The following is a 15,169-nucleotide window of genomic DNA, read 5'->3' on the forward strand; positions in this document are numbered from 1 at the left end:
ATCTCTCAATTTAGCCATTGTCGACGCTTGCGATGCCCGCCACTGGCGAAGATCCCGCAGAGCAGGGCCAGCAGGGCCACGCCGCCGCCGGTGACGAACCACTGCTGTTGATCGGTCAACAGGCGGGGTGCCGGGTTGGCCTGGGCCTCTTTGAGTTGCAGCTTGAGGCGCTGGTTCTCCTGGCGCAAGCGGGTCAGTTGGGGGCTTTCCCGTTCGGCATCGGTATTTTGCAATTGTTTGCTCAGTTCATCGCGCAGGCGCTCGCTTTCTTTCAAGCGTTGCTGCAACTCGGTGATCTGACTGCCGGCGCTCAGGGACAGCGGCGTGGAATGGCCGGTGTCCTGGGTTTCCTCGGCAAGGGCTGGAGCCCCGATCGACAACATGACCAACAGCAGGCACAGCGGACCTTGGCGCATCGAAACTCCTGATTCCAATCGAGTGTTGGGCAGGTTGTCGGCAGTCAAACGAGAATAATGAGCGATTGAGCGCGCGATGAACCTCGAAGGTTCATCGCACCCGGGAGGATTTACGGCATCGATTGCTTGAACGGCTTGACCAGTACATGGGCGTAGACGCCGCAGGTCACGAACGGGTCGGCGTCGGCCCAGGCCTGGGCGGCGCTCAGGGAGTCGAACTCGGCGACGATCAGGCTGCCGCTGAAACCGGCCGCGCCCGGGTCATTGCTGTCGATCGCCGGGTGCGGGCCGGCGAGTACCACGCGCCCCTGATCCTTGAGCACTTGCAGCCGCTCCAGGTGCGCCGGCCGGTTGGCCAGGCGTTTTTCCAGGGAGTTGGCGACGTCTGTGGCAATGATTGCGTAAAGCATGTCAGTCCTCGGTTTTCGGGGTGGTGGGATCGGCGTCATGCAGGTGGCGCGAGAGGTAGATACCCTGGCCCACCAGGAACAATACGGTCATGCCCAGGCTGCCGAAGACCTTGAAGTCGACCCAGATGCTCTGGAAGGTGAAGGCGACAAACAGGTTGGCGGCGCCGCAGAACAGGAAGAAGGCGATCCAGGCGATGTTCAAGCGGGTCCATACCGGGTCTGGCAACGTCAGGGCGTGGCCCATGATGCGCTTGATCAGCAGGCGGTCGCCGACGAAGTGGCTGCCGATGAAGGCCAGGGCGAACAGCCAGTTGACCACCGGAGCTTTCCATTTAAGGAAGGTTTCGCTGTGGAAGGCCAGGGTCAGGCTGCCGAAGACCAGGCAGGCGATCAGGGTCAGCCACTGGCTTTTTTCCAGCTTGCGCTGGGAGATGAACAGGGCGCCATACACCACCAGGGAACTGATGATCAGCACCGCTGTGGCGCTGTAGATGCCGCCCAGGGTGACTTCGTGACCGGCAAGGTCGACGACGCGGGGATCAATTTTATAGACGATGAAAAACAGGAACAGCGGGATGAAGTCGATGAATTGTTTCACAGTGGCAGCCAGAAGCAGGATGTCCCGGCATAATAACAAACATCCTTGGTAGCGAAAGCGCCAGCTGACTTGAGGTTTTATCGTCCTGTGAATGTTGATTTGCACTGCCATAGCACGGCCTCCGACGGCGCCCTGGCGCCCGCGGTTCTGGTTGCGCGTGCGTACGAGAGAGGCGTGCGAATCCTGTCCCTGACCGACCACGACACCCTCGAAGGGCTGGACGAAGCGCGCCAGGCGGCGCAGCAACTGGGCATGCAGCTGGTCAATGGCGTCGAGCTTTCCTGCACCTGGGGCGGCGCCACTATCCATGTGCTGGGCTACGGCTTCGATACCCAGGCCCCGGCTTTGGTGCAAGCCATCGAAAAGCTCCACGAAGGCCGCTGGCTGCGTTCGGAGGAGATCAGCCGCAAGCTGGCCCTCAAGGGCATGCCGGGAGCGCTGGAAGGCGCCCGGGCGATCCAGCAGGAACTGGGGGACAGTGGCAATGCACCGGCGCGGCCGCACTTTGCCGACTACCTGGTGCGTGCCGGTTTCGTGAAGGATCGCGCCGAGGCGTTTCGCAAATGGCTGGGGGCCGGCAAGCTGGGGGACGTCAAGCAGCACTGGCCGACCCTGGAAGAAACCGTCGGCACACTGCGGGCCGCGGGGGCCTGGGTCAGCCTGGCCCATCCCTGGCATTACGATTTCACCCGCAGCAAGCGTCGCCGCTTGATTGCCGACTATATTCAAGCCGGTGGTCATGCTATCGAAGTGGTCAATGGCCACCAACCTGCAGAGCAAGTGGGCAGTTTGGCTATCCTTGCTCGTGAATTCGGACTGCTGGTCAGCGCTGGCAGTGACTTTCATGGCCCTGGAGGCTGGTCCGAGATTGGTGAGTATCGCCCGGTCCCGGAAGACCTGCCGCCCCTTTGGTGTCGGTTCAAACATGAGCCAATTATTGCCGCCTGAACAGGTAGAGACAGTGAGTCAATTTTTCCAGATCCACCCGGAAAACCCCCAGCCACGCCTGATCAAACAGGCCGTCGAGATCATTCGCGGCGGCGGTGTGGTGATCTATCCCACGGATTCGTCCTACGCCGTCGCCTGCCAGATGGGCGACAAGGGCGCAATCGAACGGGTTCGACGCCTGCGCCAGCTGGACGACAAGCACAACTTCGCGCTGATCTGCAGCGACCTTTCGCAGTTGGGCCTGTTCGCCAAGATCGACACGGGCACCTTCCGTCTGCTCAAGGCCCATGTGCCGGGGCCCTACACCTTCATTCTCAACGCCACCCGGGAAGTGCCGCGCCTGCTGCTGCACCCCAAGCGCCGGACCATCGGCCTGCGGGTGCCGAGCAACCCGATCGCCCTGGCGCTGCTGGCCGAGCTGGGCGAGCCGCTGATGAGCGTCAGCCTGATCATGCCCGGTGATACCGAGGCCCTGAGCGATCCCTACGAGATGCGCCAGTTGCTGGAGCACCAGGTGGACCTGATCATCGATGGCGGTTTCGGCAGCACCGAGTCGTCCACGGTGATCAACCTCGCCGACGGCGAGCCGGAAGTGATCCGCGTCGGTTGCGGCGACCCCGCGCCGTTCATGGCCGAGGCCTAGATGTCCGCAGTGGAAACCGTCGACGACCAGGCCGGCGCCCAGCAGGAGCTGCCCTTCGCCATGGTCTACGGCCAGGCGGTCATGGAAATGCCCCTGGACCTGTACATCCCCCCGGATGCCCTGGAAGTCTTTCTCGAAGCCTTCGAAGGCCCGCTGGACCTGCTGCTGTACCTGATCCGCAAGCAGAACATCAACATCCTCGACATCCCGGTGGCGGAGATCACCCGCCAGTACATGGGTTATGTGGAGCTGATGCAGTCGGTGCGCCTGGAACTGGCCGCCGAGTACCTGGTGATGGCGGCAATGCTTGCCGAGATCAAGTCGCGCATGCTCCTGCCGCGCTCAGCCGAGGTCGAGGAAGAAGAGGACGATCCGCGGGCCGAACTGATCCGCCGCCTGCAGGAATACGAGCGCTTCAAGGCGGCCGCCGAGGGCATCGACGGCCTGAGCCGGGTCGGTCGCGATGTGCTGGTGCCCAAGCTCGACGCCCCGGAGGCCCGGGCGCGCAAGCTGCTGCCGGATGTGGCCCTGGAAGAGTTGCTGATGTCCATGGCCGAGGTGCTGCGCCGTGGCGACATGTTCGAAAGCCATCAGGTGAGCCGCGAGGCGCTGTCCACCCGCGAGCGCATGAGCGATGTGCTGGAGCGGCTCAAGGGCGGCGGTTTCGTGCCCTTTGTCGAGCTGTTCACCGCCGAGGAAGGGCGCCTGGGGGTGGTGGTGACCTTCATGGCGATCCTCGAACTGGTCAAGGAATCCCTGGTCGAGCTGGTGCAGAATGAGCCCTTTGCGGCCATCCACGTACGGGCGCGAGCCGAATAACGAGCTTAAATCATGAACCTGAATGAACCCCGCGAGCTGGCGCCCCTGCTCGAAGCCTTTCTGTTGGCCTCGGGAAAACCCCAGTCCCTGGAACGCCTGTTCGAGCTCTTCGAAGAAGCCGAGCGGCCGGACCCGGCGGTCTTCAAGAAAGCCCTGGCCCTGCTCGGCAAGTCCTGCGAAGGGAGGGCCTTCGAGCTCAAGGAAGTGGCCTCCGGCTATCGCCTGCAGATCCGCGAGAAGTTCGCGCCCTGGGTCGGCCGCCTGTGGGAAGAGCGCCCACAGCGTTACTCGCGCGCCATGCTGGAAACCATGGCCCTGATCGCCTATCGCCAACCCATCACCCGGGGCGAGATCGAGGACGTGCGTGGCGTGGCGGTCAACAGCCATATCGTCAAGACCTTGCTGGAACGTGAGTGGGTCCGCGTGGTGGGGTATCGCGACGTACCGGGCAAGCCGGCGATGTTCGCCACCACCAAGGCGTTTCTCGATCACTTCAACCTGAAGAACCTCGACGACCTGCCGCCTTTGGCGGAACTGCGGGAGATCGAGGCCGAGCCGGTATTGGAATTCGACGACGCGCCGGTGCCCGAGCACCTGCAACAACTGGCCGATGCCAGCGCCGAGCCGGAGGAACCCAAGGAAGAAACCAGCTTCCATACCCTGCTGCTGGAGCTGGATTCCATGGAGGAGGGGATCAAGACCGATTTCGAAGACTTGCACCGTGATGGTGTGGTGGAACCGGAGCAGGGAGGGATACAAGAGCCGGTGACGGATCTCCCGCAGGAGGAGGCCCGGACCGAATCTGAGGTCCTCGCCGATGAGCCCGATGAATTCCCGGTCGAACCCGAGGACCGGCCGCCGGTCGAAGCAGAGGATGATGTGCTGGGCGTGGCCGAGGCCCGGGCCAAGTTGCTCGCCGCAGTAGCCGCACTAGAGCCTGCTACGCCGCAGTTGAGCGAGGAAGAGGCCGAAGCCCTGGCCCTGGCCGAAGCCATCGAAAACGAACGCCGCCTGCTGGACGATTGACCTTGTAGTCGTTGGCCGGCTCGGCGTATGGCTGGCGGTTTTTTTCGCCGGCAAGCCGGCTCCTACAGAGGTGATGGATGAGTTCTGCCAAGGATCCCTGCATCAGCGTGTGCAAGTTCAGCGATGACATCTGCATCGGCTGCGGGCGCAGCAAGCGTGAGATCAAGGCCTGGAAGAAGCTCGACAAGGCCGAGCGCCGTCAAGTGCTGGCTGAAGCCGCCATGCGCCTGCTGCAATTGCGCGCCACCGGCCGGCGGAAAAAGTCCTGAGGGGCGACTTATCAACTAGTCTGTGATGCGCAACCGCCGCCATGAGCGTATGATTCGCGACCCTTTGGCGATCCCTTCGCCACAGACCCTGTTTTCCACCCTTCAGGCCGCTCAAGCCTGAAGCGACACACCGGGAGGTGCCCAGATGAGCGATACCGATCAGAACGACCAGGAAATCCGTCCAGCCGGCGAAAAACTGCAGAAAGTCCTCGCCCGCATCGGCGTCGGCTCGCGCCGCGATGTCGAGTCCTGGATCAGCCAGGGCCGGATCAAGGTCAACGGCAAAGAGGCCACCCTGGGCCTGCGCGTCGACCTGCATGACGCCATTTCCATCGATGGCAAGGTGATCAAGCGCGAAGAGGCCGCCGAATCGGTGCGCCGCGTGATCATGTACAACAAGCCCGACGGCGAGATCTGCACCCGCGACGACCCGGAAGGCCGCCCGACCGTGTTCGACAAGCTGCCGCGTCCGCGCGAAGGCCGCTGGATCAACATTGGCCGCCTGGACATCAACACCACCGGTCTTTTGATGTTCACCACCGACGGTGAGCTGGCCAACCGCCTGATGCACCCTTCCTACGAGATGGACCGTGAGTACGCGGTGCGTGTGCGTGGCGAGGTCGACGACGAGATGATCGAGCGCCTCAAGGCCGGCGTCATGCTCGAAGACGGCCCGGCCAAGTTCACTGACATTCAGCAGGCGCCCGGTGGCGAAGGTTTCAACCACTGGTACCACTGCGTGGTGATGGAAGGTCGCAACCGTGAAGTGCGCCGCTTGTGGGAATCCCAGGGCCTGGTGGTCAGCCGCCTGAAGCGCGTGCGCTTCGGTCCGGTGTTCCTCAACTCCGACCTGCCCATGGGCCGCTGGCGCGAAATGAGCCAGTACGAAGTCGATGTGCTCAGCGCCGAAGTCGGCCTGACGCCGGTGGCCATGCCGCAGCTCAATGCCAAGTCCAAGGACAAGCTGGAGCGCATGCAGCGCAAATCCTCGCGTCCGGTGGGCAAGAGCGAGCGCGTGCGCACCCTGCGTCCGGCCAATGGCAGCGCGGCCACCCCGCGTGTTTCCCGCGAGCCGCAGATCGAAGGCGAGCGTCCTGGCCGCAAGCCGGCTGCCCGTCCGGATGGCGAGCGTGGCTCCCGTGCTCCGCGTCCGGCTACTGGCCGCGGCACTCCGGTGGCCGACCGCCCGGCGGACACCAAGCGTCCGGCCAAGCCGGCGCCCAAGTCCAAGCGCCCAAGCCTGGTGCTGGACAAGGACGCCCCGTCCGGCAAGCGCCGTGGCGCCCCGGCCGGTTCCGGCCAGCGTCCCGGTTTTGGTCGCCGCAAGCCGGAGTGATTCCCGGCCTGCCGACAAAAACGCCAACCTCCGGGTTGGCGTTTTTTTTGCCTGCAACTGCGTAGAAGCCGGCTTGCCGGCGAACCGGGCCGCCCGGCTTGCGCAGGCTGATAGCGGCCTTCGCTTGCCAGCTCCTACGCTAGAAGGCGAACTGGCCGTCGAACACAGGCTTGTTATCCACCGCCAGCACTCCGGAACTGAAGATCAGGTCCAGGTGATGGCTGCCTTTGGCGCCGCCCCCAGGCCCAGGTGCAGGCCGCAATGGCGCTCTTCGAAGCCGGAGTTGCGCCCGTAGAGGGACCTGATGCCCTCGTTGGTGCCGATTCCCAGTTCCTCTATGCGCCGGTTGGACGGGTTGGCATCCAGGTACTTGTTGAAGTCATTGGCCAGCCCTGGCACCTCGGTGGCCACCCGGCTGATGCTGGAGTTCTCGATCCACAGTTCCAGCGGTGCTTTCAGTATCCCGTACTTGCGGGCGAAAGGGATGGTGCTGAGGAAGGTGCCGAGAAACTTCACATGGCCGTTGATGGCATCGCTGTGGGTGGCGATTTCCCCCGGTGCCAGGTCGTAGTTGCCGACGCCGTTGATGTCGGTCCATTTCTTCACGCTGTTCAAGGGCGCTTCGAAATATGAGCCCTGAAGGTCGCTGAAGCTCAGGGTGGTGGCCTGGGACAGGCGGCGGATCAGAGTGGCGTTGAGGTCGGCAATGCGTTGCGGCTCGACGCTGAAGGTGTCGTAGAAGTACTCGCCGTAATCCTTGAACAGCAGGGATTTCTTCCAGTGCTCGGCCATCAGCCCATGCAGTGGCCGCAGGAACTCCGGGCCGTCGGGGCGTGGCTGGGGCAGGGTCGAGGAGTCGTAGAAGAAGATGTACAGGTCACAGTCGATGATGGCCTGGGCAAGGGTCGCCGCCGGCTCCTGGTCCAGGCGCAGGGCGCTGACTGTCAGTGGGGTGGCCTGGCGCGACTGTTCGAGGATGGCGCTGACCATGGCCTGGTACTCGGCGGTGTGGCCGATCACCACCTTGGAGGGCTGGGCGCCGCTCAAGGCCGGATGCCGCTCGAGGTAGTACAGGAAATGGCGGATGGCGCGGGTCTGGTCCATAAAACCTCCCTGGAGGACAAAGGTGACCGGCGCAGGCACCAGGCCTGCACCGGTCCGGGCGCCTTACATCGGCCACATGGCAGTGCCGAATGGCACCACCGCGTCAGCCTGCATCATTTCCACTGCTGCTTCATGGGTGGCGGCTTCGAACCAGTCGTCCAGTTGCAGTTCGGTTTCCAGGTCTTGTTCCAGTGCTTGCATGGTGTCTCTCCTAGATACAGTGCGTGTAAGCAGTCCATTGGCGGAGCAGTTGAACAGCGGAGAACGGGAAGGTTGCTGGGCCGCTCATCCACTCCCGGAACTTGTCGGCTGGCTGAGCCGGCAAGTGGCTGGAAACCTAGTCCAGGGCATTTTGAAGTGCAAAAAAATAATTAGATTATTTTCTGCTGAACTTTATTTTCTATTTTTAGGTGAAATATTTATTCCCAGAAAACAAAAAGCTAAGGCTTTTCCGCTTGTCGGGCGGCGTGGGTGTCAATTTGCAGTCGGTTCGCCAGTTGATCTGGTTTGGCAATTTATCGTTACGCCTCGTAAAGAAAAAATTACGAAATGCGCCGTGATCCGCCTGTAATCCGCGGCGATGGATGTGCTGTAAGGAAAAGCTGCCGGCAGTTGTTCGGGAAAGCCGCCGCCGAGGCTCTAGCCCGCTTGTTCCGGGGCGCCAAGGCAGGTGAGATGCACATCTGCCTGCGTACAGGTGCATAACAAGAAGGAGGCGCAATGAACGCCGTAACCGATTTTCACCCACACCCTTCGATGGGCGATGGCCTTCGCTCATTCATCGACGATCCCACTCGGTCCGTCCACTTTCGCGCCGCCGATGCCGAGCATCGGGCTGGCCCCGCAGGATTCCGGTTACCGGCACGCTGAGAAAGCGGTGTCTGGCGGCAGGGAGTCAGGGGTGTACAATGCGCGGCGTTTTAACTGTGACCCAACTGCGTACCCGCGCATTTTGCGCCTGAAACGTGCTTTCCAGACCGCTTGCGAGGCGCTGAAGAGCTCGCTGCAAGGCCAATAAACTCAAGGTTATCCACCTTGTTCACTCCGCCGCGTCACGAGCGTGGTGGGTTCGATTTCGTCACAGATAAAAACAAACAGGTGACGCATGACCGTTAAAAGAACGCTGAACTTCTGGTGCCTGCGCTGGGGTTTGATCCGCGCCGCTTAAGCCTTTACCGGGCGGCAACGTCTGACACACATTACCTTGCGTGAGAGCCTTTTCATGAGTGGACAAAACTCGCATTCGGGCGAGCTGAAACGCGGCCTGAAGAATCGCCATATTCAACTGATCGCCCTGGGCGGCGCGATTGGTACCGGTTTGTTCCTGGGGTCGGCCGGGGTGCTCAAGTCCGCCGGCCCGTCGATGATCCTCGGTTATGCCATCTGCGGTTTCATCGCTTTCATGATCATGCGCCAGCTCGGCGAGATGATCGTCGAGGAGCCGGTGGCCGGCTCCTTCAGCCACTTTGCCCATAAATACTGGGGCGGCTTTGCCGGTTTCCTCTCGGGCTGGAACTGCTGGATCCTCTATATCCTGGTGGGCATGTCGGAGCTGACCGCGGTCGGCAAGTATGTGCACTACTGGTGGCCGGACGTCCCGACCTGGGCCTCGGCAGCCGTGTTCTTCGTCATGATCAACGCCATCAACCTGGCCAACGTCAAGGTCTTCGGCGAGGCCGAGTTCTGGTTCGCCATCATCAAGGTGGTCGCCATCGTCGGCATGATCGCCCTGGGCAGCTACCTGCTGGTCAGTGGCCACGGCGGCCCGCAGGCCTCGGTGAGCAACCTGTGGTCCCACGGCGGCTTCTTCCCCAATGGGGTCAGCGGCCTGGTGATGGCCATGGCAATCATCATGTTCTCCTTCGGCGGCCTGGAAATGCTCGGTTTCACTGCAGCGGAAGCCGACAAGCCGAAGACCGTGATCCCCAAGGCGATCAACCAGGTGATCTATCGCATCCTGATTTTCTACATCGGCGCCCTGGTGGTGCTGCTGTCGCTGACGCCGTGGGACACCCTGCTGGTGACCCTGAACGCTTCCGGCGATGCCTACAGCGGCAGCCCGTTCGTCCAGGTGTTCTCGATGCTGGGCAGCAACACCGCGGCGCACATCCTCAACTTCGTGGTCCTGACCGCGGCGCTGTCGGTGTACAACAGCGGCACCTATTGCAACAGCCGCATGCTCCTGGGCATGGCCGAGCAGGGCGATGCGCCCAAGGCCCTGGCCAAGATCGACAAGCGCGGCGTGCCGGTGATGTCGATCCTCGCTTCGGCGCTGGTGACCTTCGTCGCCGTGGTGCTCAACTACCTGATTCCGCAGCACGCCCTGGAGCTGCTGATGTCCCTGGTGGTGGCGACCCTGGTGATCAACTGGGCGATGATCAGCTACTCGCACTTCAAGTTCCGCCAGCACATGGAGCGTACCGGCCAGACCTCGCTGTTCAAGGCGCTGTGGTACCCCTACGGCAACTACGTCTGCCTGGCGTTCGTGGTGTTCATCCTGGGCATCATGCTGATGATCCCGGGCATCCAGATCTCGGTGTACGCGATCCCGGTGTGGGTGGTGTTCATGTGGGTCTGCTACTGCATCAAGAACAAGCGCAGTGCCCAGCACGCGCTGCAGGCAGCCAGTGCTTCGCTGAAGTAAGCGCGGCCCTGGCAACGACTAACCCGGCTCCGGCCGGGTTTTTCATGGCCGTGATTTTTGTCGGGGGCTGAGATCGCTTTCGCCGGCAAGCCGGCTCCTACGGTGTGCCTGCCCGCTGTAGGGGGCTGGCTTGCCAGCGAAGAGGCCCGCAAGAGCGTGGGGAATGGGGGTATCCTATGCGCCCTGAAGACGGATTCCTGTTCCATGCTGGTGATTTCCAACAACGTGCATCTGCCGGATGCCGAGATCGAGCTGACCGCCATCCGTGCCCAGGGCGCCGGTGGGCAGAACGTCAACAAGGTGTCCAGCGCGGTGCACCTGCGCTTCGACATTCCGGCTTCCTCCCTGCCTCCGTTCTACAAGGAGCGCCTGCTGGCGTTGCGCGACAGCCGCATCACCGGTGACGGCGTGATCATTCTCAAGGCCCAGCAGTACCGCACCCAGGAGCAGAACCGCGCCGATGCCCTGGAGCGCCTCACCGAGCTGATTCTCAGCGCCATCAAGGTGGAGAAGAAGCGCCGCCCGACCAAGCCGACCCTGGGTTCGAAGAAGCGCCGCCTGGAGACCAAGGCCAAGCGCGGCAGCATCAAGGCCGGGCGCGGCAAAGTGGACTTCTAGCGCGCCTCGCGTTCCTGGCGCAGCTTGGGCGCCTGGTGGTACAGGTACAGGCTCAGCACCAGGCCGGTGCAGGCAGCGATGGCGGCGAACAGGAAGATCGAGGCAAAGCCGAAACCGGCAGCAATCGCCCCCGCCAGCGGGCCGGTGATGCCCAGCGACAGGTCGATGAACAGCGAGTAGGCCCCCACTGCCGCGCCGCGGCTGGAGGCTGGCACCAGGTTCACCGCTTCCACCCCCAGGGCCGGGAATACCAGGGAGAAGCCGAAGCCGCTCAGGGCTGCGCCGGCCAGGGCCCAATTGGCATCCGGGGCCAGCCACAGCAGCAACAGGCCGAGGGTTTCCACCGACAGGCAGGCAATCGCCACGCGAAAGCCGCCGAGGCGGTTGATCAGGTTGCCGAACAGCAGTCGCGCGCCGATGAAGCTGGCACCGAACAGGCTCAGGCACAGTACGGCGTTGTCCCAGTGTCGGGTGGCGTAGTACAGGGTGATGAAGGTGGCGATGGTGCCAAAGCCGATGGAGCCCAGGGCCAGGCCGCAGCCGTGGGGAAACACCTTGCCCAGCACGTGGATGAACGGCAAGCGCTCGCCGGCAACGATCGGCGCGGCGAGTTTCGGCCAGGCCAGCAGCAGGCCGAGCAGCGCCAGCAGGATGATGCTCGCTCCCATGCTCCACAGCCCCAGCCGGCTTACCAGCCACACCCCCAGCGGCGCGCCAATGGCCAGGGCGCCGTAGCTGGCGATGCCGTTCCAGGAAATCACCTTGGCGGTATTCTGCGCCCCGACCCGGCCGATGCCCCAGCCGATGGAACCCGAGCCCACCAGGCTTTCCGCGCTGCCCAGGACCAGGCGGCCGATCAGCAGGCTGATCAGGCTCAGGGTCGGCAGGTTGTGCAGCCAGGCCGAAAGCAGCATGAACACCCCGCTCAAGCCGCAGCCGGCCAGGCCGTACATCACCGCGCGCTTGCTGCCCAGATTGTCGATGATGCGCCCGGCATAGGGCCGGCTGAGCAGGGTGGCCAGGTATTGCACGCTGATCACCAGGCCGGCGATCACCGCGCCAAAGCCCAGCTCGCTGTGCACGTAGCCCGGCAATACTGCCAGCGGAATGCCGATATTCAGGTAGCCGATAAAGGTGAACAGGACGATGGAGACGACGTGCAGCGTGACCGTCAAGGGGCGCTGGGTATCTGGCATGGGAAGGGGACCACTGCGACAGCTCAATAGATAGGCTGCTTATGATACCGATGTGCAGGGAGGGGTTGTGGGGGAAATCGACGTGTTGTTCAGGTTTTTACCTGGCCGGAGTCGGTTCAGGCGTCATTGTTGCCCAGCAACCGGGTGGTGACCAAGGCGGCCAGGGCATTTTCCTGGGTGCCGAAGCGGGCCAGCAGGGCGGCCTGTTTTTCATCGCTGAGGCGATTCCACACGTCGATCATCTGTTCGGCAGTGCCGATCAGCACGCTGGCTTGGGTTTCGCTGAAGGATTCGGTCATGGTGCGGCGGGGCTCGGGAGGAGGGTTTCAGGCGGTGTGGAAAGCGCTTGAGTAGCGCTTTCCACACGGTCTGGTTACAGCTTTCAGTCTTCGCTGTCGGCCTTGCGGCTGTCGGCGGCTTCTTGCACTACAGGCTTGTCGGCACTGGCTTGTGGCGGAGTTGTCTGCTCAGTTTCGTGCAGGCTTGGGAAGGGGAGATTCGGGATCTCATGCATGTCGTTGCTCCTCGCAAAGTCTGTTTTTTAAATCGCTGGGTAGATCCGCGCTTTTAAAAAGCTTGGGCAGGATACAGCACTGGAAATGACAAAAAGATTTTTATCGCGCTTTTTGGGATGAAAGGGATTTCATCGAGTGGTGCGGCTTGCCGTCACAGGCAGCCAGAGGGCTGCCTGTGACGGTGCGCAAGTTGCTATACGACCCGGGCGATGGCTTCAGCCAGCAAGTCCAGGCGGCTGGCGTCGATCCCGGCCACGTTGGCGCGGCCGGAGCTGACCATGTACACGCTGTGGTGGTCACGCAGTTCCTGGACCTGGGCAGGGCTCAGGCCGGTGTAGGAGAACATTCCCCGTTGCACGCCGATATGCGCGAAACGTTCGGCCAGGCCGTAAGGCTGCAAGGCCTCCAGCAGGCCGGCGCGCAGTTGCGCGATCCGCAGGCGCATGGTTTCCACTTCGTCGGCCCAGAGGCTTTTCAGCTCCGGGTCGCCGAGGATGGTGGCGACCACCGCCGCGCCGTGATCCGGTGGCGTGGACCACAGGTTACGGGCGATATGGGCCAGTTGGCTGCGCACATCGAGCAGTTTCTCGGCGTCCTGGGTGCAGACGATCAAAGCGCCGGTCCGGTCGCGGTACAGGCCGAAGTTCTTCGAGCAGGAGCTGGTGATCAGCACTTCCGGCAGTTCGGCGGCGAACAGCCGCACTGCCCAGGCATCCTGCTCCAGGCCGTCGCCGAAGCCCTGGTAGGCGAAGTCGATCAGCGGCAGCAGCTTGCGGCTGCGTACCACGTCCAGCACGCGTTGCCAGTCGGCGTGGCCGAGGTCGAAGCCGGTGGGGTTGTGGCAGCAGGCGTGCAGCAGCACCACGTCGCCCTCGGGCACCTGGTTCAGGGTCGCCAGCATGGCCTCGACGTCCAGGCGGTTGTCGCTGCCCACATAGGGGTAGTGACTGACCTTGACCCCGGCCGCGGCAAAGATGGTCTCGTGGATCGGCCAGGTCGGGTTGCTCAGCCACACGCCACGGCCCGGCAGGCAGTGGGCGATGAAGTCGGCACTCAGGCGCAGGGCGCCAGTGCCGCCCGGGGTTTGCGTGGCGCCCGCACGCTGGGTGGCGATCAGTTTCGAATCGCTGCCCAGTACCAGTTCATTGATCACCTTGCCGAAGGCCGCGTCGCCATGGCCGCCGATGTAGATCTTGGTGTCCTGGCTGTCCACCAGGCGCTGTTCGGCCAGCTTCACCGAGCGCGGGATCGGCGTCAGGCCCTGGGAGTCCTTGTAGACCCCCACGCCGAGGTCGAACTTGCGCGGGTTGGGATCGTTGGCGTAGGCCCCCATCAGGCCGAGAATCGGGTCGCCGGGAACCCGGCCGATGGCGTCGAAGTGCATTACTTGCGTCCTTCTGCGGTCTTGGCCACTTCATCGGTGCGGGCTGCCATGATGAAGTCGTTGCGGTGCAGGCCCTTGATCGAGTGGCTCCACCAGGTCACGGTGACCTTGCCCCACTCGGTGAGCAGGCCCGGGTGGTGGCCTTCGGCCTCGGAGATCTCGCCCATGGCGTTGGTGAAGGCCAGGGCAAATTTGAAGTTCTTGAACAGGAAGACTTTTTCCAGCTGCATCACGCCATCGCGAACTTCGATGTTCCAGTCAGGGATCTGCTTGATCAGTACCGGCAGTTCTTCGTCGCTGACTTGAGGAGCATCGGCACGGCAGGCTTCGCAATGGGCTTGGTTCAGAGCGGTCATGGTGGGTTCCCAGGATTCAATTCTTGTTGGAAGTTACTATCTTTCGCAGCGGCTCGCGAGTGCGGGCCGCTCAGGCCGCCTTGGGTTTTGGCGGAAACTTGGGGGCGTGCAGGCCCAGCTGCATGCCTTGGTGGACCAGGGCCATGATGTCTTCGTGGGCCAGGTCGAACAGGCGCTTGAGGTTGGGCAGGGTGAAATAGATCGGCTGCAGGATGTCGATGCGATACGGCGTGCGCATGGCTTCCAGCGGGTCGAAGGCCTGGTGTTCCGGCTCTTCGGACAAGCTGTACACGGTCTCCTTGGGCGAGGACAGGATGCCGCCGCCATAGATGCGCCGCCCGGCCGGGGTGTCCACCAGGCCGAACTCGATGGTCATCCAGTACAGGCGCGCAAGGTACACCCGCTCTTCCTTGGTGGCTTGTAGGCCGAGCTTGCCGTAGGTGTGGGTGAATTCGGCGAACCAGGGGTTGGTCAGCAGCGGGCAGTGGCCAAAGATCTCGTGGAAGATGTCCGGCTCTTGCAGGTAGTCGAGTTCTTCGCGGGTGCGAATGAAGGTCGCCACGGGAAAGCGCTTGCTGGCCAGCAGTTCGAAGAAAGTCTGGAAGGGGATCAGCGCTGGTACCCGGGCCACTTGCCAGCCGGTGGTTTCACCCAGGACCTTGTTGATTTCGCCCAGTTGCGGAATACGGTCGTGGGGCAAGCCGAGCTTGTCGATGCCGTCCAGGTATTCCTGGCACGCACGACCCTCGATCACTTTCAACTGGCGTGTGATCAGGGTGTTCCACACCGCGTGCTCTTCGGGTGGATAGTCGATAAAACCTTGCGCGTCGGGCTCGCGGGCCACGTACTGCGTCTGCTTCATGCTGCTCTCCTGCCAGGGGATGCGT

19 protein-coding genes and 1 pseudogene are annotated in these 15,169 nt (G+C 62.8%); 9 read left to right on the plus strand and 11 right to left on the minus strand.

Annotated features, from left to right (window positions below; all coding sequences use genetic code 11):
* Positions 1–5: 5 nt before the first annotated feature.
* From KI242_RS08330 to KI242_RS08340, 3 genes are all read right to left on the minus strand, one after another.
* Positions 6–416 carry a translation initiation factor 2 gene (locus KI242_RS08330; protein ID WP_019093743.1) on the minus strand — a complete coding sequence of 137 codons (411 nt, stop codon included), beginning with the start codon at positions 414–416 and terminating at the stop codon, positions 6–8.
* Positions 417–526: 110 nt separating this feature from the next.
* Complete coding sequence (locus KI242_RS08335; protein ID WP_011059932.1) at positions 527–826, minus strand: YciI family protein; 300 nt, start codon at positions 824–826, stop codon at positions 527–529.
* Position 827: 1 nt separating this feature from the next.
* A complete protein-coding gene (locus tag KI242_RS08340) occupies positions 828–1,424 on the minus strand; it encodes a septation protein A (RefSeq protein WP_011059933.1) in 597 nt (198 codons plus the stop codon).
* Positions 1,425–1,511: 87 nt separating this feature from the next.
* Between KI242_RS08340 and KI242_RS08345 the strand changes: the two genes are divergently transcribed.
* From KI242_RS08345 to rluB, 6 genes are all read left to right on the plus strand, one after another.
* Positions 1,512–2,372, plus strand: coding sequence for a PHP domain-containing protein (locus KI242_RS08345; RefSeq protein ID WP_011059934.1), 861 nt, complete (start codon positions 1,512–1,514; stop codon positions 2,370–2,372).
* Positions 2,373–2,385: 13 nt separating this feature from the next.
* Positions 2,386–3,015, plus strand: coding sequence for an L-threonylcarbamoyladenylate synthase (locus KI242_RS08350; protein ID WP_011059935.1), 630 nt, complete (start codon positions 2,386–2,388; stop codon positions 3,013–3,015).
* Positions 3,016–3,135: 120 nt separating this feature from the next.
* Entirely contained in the window at positions 3,136–3,834 is a 699-nt protein-coding gene (locus KI242_RS08355) for a ScpA family protein (RefSeq protein WP_169893818.1), read from the plus strand.
* A gap of 12 nt (positions 3,835–3,846) precedes the next feature.
* Positions 3,847–4,860, plus strand: coding sequence for an SMC-Scp complex subunit ScpB (gene scpB / locus KI242_RS08360; protein WP_212806051.1), 1,014 nt, complete (start codon positions 3,847–3,849; stop codon positions 4,858–4,860).
* Between the two features lie 77 nt (positions 4,861–4,937).
* Entirely contained in the window at positions 4,938–5,129 is a 192-nt protein-coding gene (locus KI242_RS08365; RefSeq protein WP_011059938.1) for a DUF1289 domain-containing protein, read from the plus strand.
* Between the two features lie 145 nt (positions 5,130–5,274).
* Positions 5,275–6,465 (plus strand): 23S rRNA pseudouridine(2605) synthase RluB, encoded by a 1,191-nt coding sequence (gene rluB / locus KI242_RS08370; protein WP_015634611.1) that lies wholly within the window; start codon positions 5,275–5,277, stop codon positions 6,463–6,465.
* Positions 6,466–6,604: 139 nt separating this feature from the next.
* Here the strand turns inward: rluB and KI242_RS08375 are convergent.
* Both KI242_RS08375 and KI242_RS08380 read right to left on the minus strand, forming a co-directional pair.
* Positions 6,605–7,569, minus strand: a pseudogene (locus tag KI242_RS08375) (leucyl aminopeptidase).
* Positions 7,570–7,632: 63 nt separating this feature from the next.
* Positions 7,633–7,770 (minus strand): hypothetical protein, encoded by a 138-nt coding sequence (locus KI242_RS08380; protein ID WP_011059941.1) that lies wholly within the window; start codon positions 7,768–7,770, stop codon positions 7,633–7,635.
* 49 nt (positions 7,771–7,819) lie between these two features.
* Between KI242_RS08380 and KI242_RS08385 the strand changes: the two genes are divergently transcribed.
* The 3 genes from KI242_RS08385 (at position 7,820) to arfB (ending at position 10,831) form a co-directional block, all read left to right on the plus strand.
* Positions 7,820–8,140: a hypothetical protein gene (locus tag KI242_RS08385; RefSeq protein WP_134532568.1), complete on the plus strand. Its 321-nt coding sequence runs from the start codon at positions 7,820–7,822 to the stop codon at positions 8,138–8,140.
* 651 nt (positions 8,141–8,791) lie between these two features.
* Positions 8,792–10,213, plus strand: a complete 1,422-nt coding sequence (locus KI242_RS08390) for an amino acid permease (protein WP_011059942.1) — start codon at positions 8,792–8,794, stop codon at positions 10,211–10,213.
* A gap of 204 nt (positions 10,214–10,417) precedes the next feature.
* The gene (gene arfB / locus KI242_RS08395; protein ID WP_212806052.1) at positions 10,418–10,831 is read left to right on the plus strand and encodes an alternative ribosome rescue aminoacyl-tRNA hydrolase ArfB; all 414 of its coding nucleotides are present in this window, start codon (positions 10,418–10,420) and stop codon (positions 10,829–10,831) included.
* Here arfB and KI242_RS08400 read toward each other — a convergent pair.
* The 6 genes from KI242_RS08400 to phhA all read right to left on the minus strand — a co-directional run bounded on the left by KI242_RS08400 (position 10,828) and on the right by phhA (position 15,144).
* Entirely contained in the window at positions 10,828–12,027 is a 1,200-nt protein-coding gene (locus KI242_RS08400; protein ID WP_011059944.1) for an MFS transporter, read from the minus strand. The two genes, arfB and KI242_RS08400, sit on opposite strands and share 4 nt — an antisense overlap.
* A gap of 116 nt (positions 12,028–12,143) precedes the next feature.
* On the minus strand, positions 12,144–12,326 hold the full coding sequence (locus tag KI242_RS08405; RefSeq protein WP_072444233.1) for a hypothetical protein: 183 nt from the start codon (positions 12,324–12,326) through the stop codon (positions 12,144–12,146).
* 83 nt (positions 12,327–12,409) lie between these two features.
* Complete coding sequence (locus tag KI242_RS31965; RefSeq protein ID WP_015634613.1) at positions 12,410–12,541, minus strand: hypothetical protein; 132 nt, start codon at positions 12,539–12,541, stop codon at positions 12,410–12,412.
* Positions 12,542–12,735: 194 nt separating this feature from the next.
* Entirely contained in the window at positions 12,736–13,926 is a 1,191-nt protein-coding gene (locus KI242_RS08410) for an amino acid aminotransferase (protein WP_053156918.1), read from the minus strand.
* Positions 13,926–14,282, minus strand: coding sequence for a 4a-hydroxytetrahydrobiopterin dehydratase (locus KI242_RS08415; RefSeq protein ID WP_007930096.1), 357 nt, complete (start codon positions 14,280–14,282; stop codon positions 13,926–13,928). Before KI242_RS08415 ends, KI242_RS08410 begins: the two co-directional genes overlap by 1 nt.
* Positions 14,283–14,352: 70 nt before the next feature.
* The gene (gene phhA / locus KI242_RS08420) at positions 14,353–15,144 is read right to left on the minus strand and encodes a phenylalanine 4-monooxygenase (RefSeq protein WP_011059947.1); all 792 of its coding nucleotides are present in this window, start codon (positions 15,142–15,144) and stop codon (positions 14,353–14,355) included.
* Between the last annotated feature and the right edge of the window lie 25 nt (positions 15,145–15,169).

It is taken from the genome of Pseudomonas sp. Eqa60 (assembly GCF_018326405.1).
Lineage (GTDB): Bacteria > Pseudomonadota > Gammaproteobacteria > Pseudomonadales > Pseudomonadaceae > Aquipseudomonas > Aquipseudomonas protegens.

Coding starts and splice junctions, on each gene's coding strand:
- KI242_RS08330 (WP_019093743.1), bottom strand. CDS start 416: ATGCGCCAAGGTCCGCTGTGCCTGCTGTTGGTCATGTTGTCGATCGGG.
- KI242_RS08335 (WP_011059932.1), bottom strand. CDS start 826: ATGCTTTACGCAATCATTGCCACAGACGTCGCCAACTCCCTGGAAAAA.
- scpB (WP_212806051.1), top strand. CDS start 3,847: ATGAACCTGAATGAACCCCGCGAGCTGGCGCCCCTGCTCGAAGCCTTT.
- KI242_RS08365 (WP_011059938.1), top strand. CDS start 4,938: ATGAGTTCTGCCAAGGATCCCTGCATCAGCGTGTGCAAGTTCAGCGAT.
- rluB (WP_015634611.1), top strand. CDS start 5,275: ATGAGCGATACCGATCAGAACGACCAGGAAATCCGTCCAGCCGGCGAA.
- KI242_RS08380 (WP_011059941.1), bottom strand. CDS start 7,770: ATGCAAGCACTGGAACAAGACCTGGAAACCGAACTGCAACTGGACGAC.
- KI242_RS08390 (WP_011059942.1), top strand. CDS start 8,792: ATGAGTGGACAAAACTCGCATTCGGGCGAGCTGAAACGCGGCCTGAAG.
- arfB (WP_212806052.1), top strand. CDS start 10,418: ATGCTGGTGATTTCCAACAACGTGCATCTGCCGGATGCCGAGATCGAG.
- KI242_RS08400 (WP_011059944.1), bottom strand. CDS start 12,027: ATGCCAGATACCCAGCGCCCCTTGACGGTCACGCTGCACGTCGTCTCC.
- KI242_RS08405 (WP_072444233.1), bottom strand. CDS start 12,326: ATGACCGAATCCTTCAGCGAAACCCAAGCCAGCGTGCTGATCGGCACT.
- KI242_RS31965 (WP_015634613.1), bottom strand. CDS start 12,541: ATGCATGAGATCCCGAATCTCCCCTTCCCAAGCCTGCACGAAACTGAG.
- KI242_RS08410 (WP_053156918.1), bottom strand. CDS start 13,926: ATGCACTTCGACGCCATCGGCCGGGTTCCCGGCGACCCGATTCTCGGC.
- KI242_RS08415 (WP_007930096.1), bottom strand. CDS start 14,282: ATGACCGCTCTGAACCAAGCCCATTGCGAAGCCTGCCGTGCCGATGCT.
- phhA (WP_011059947.1), bottom strand. CDS start 15,144: ATGAAGCAGACGCAGTACGTGGCCCGCGAGCCCGACGCGCAAGGTTTT.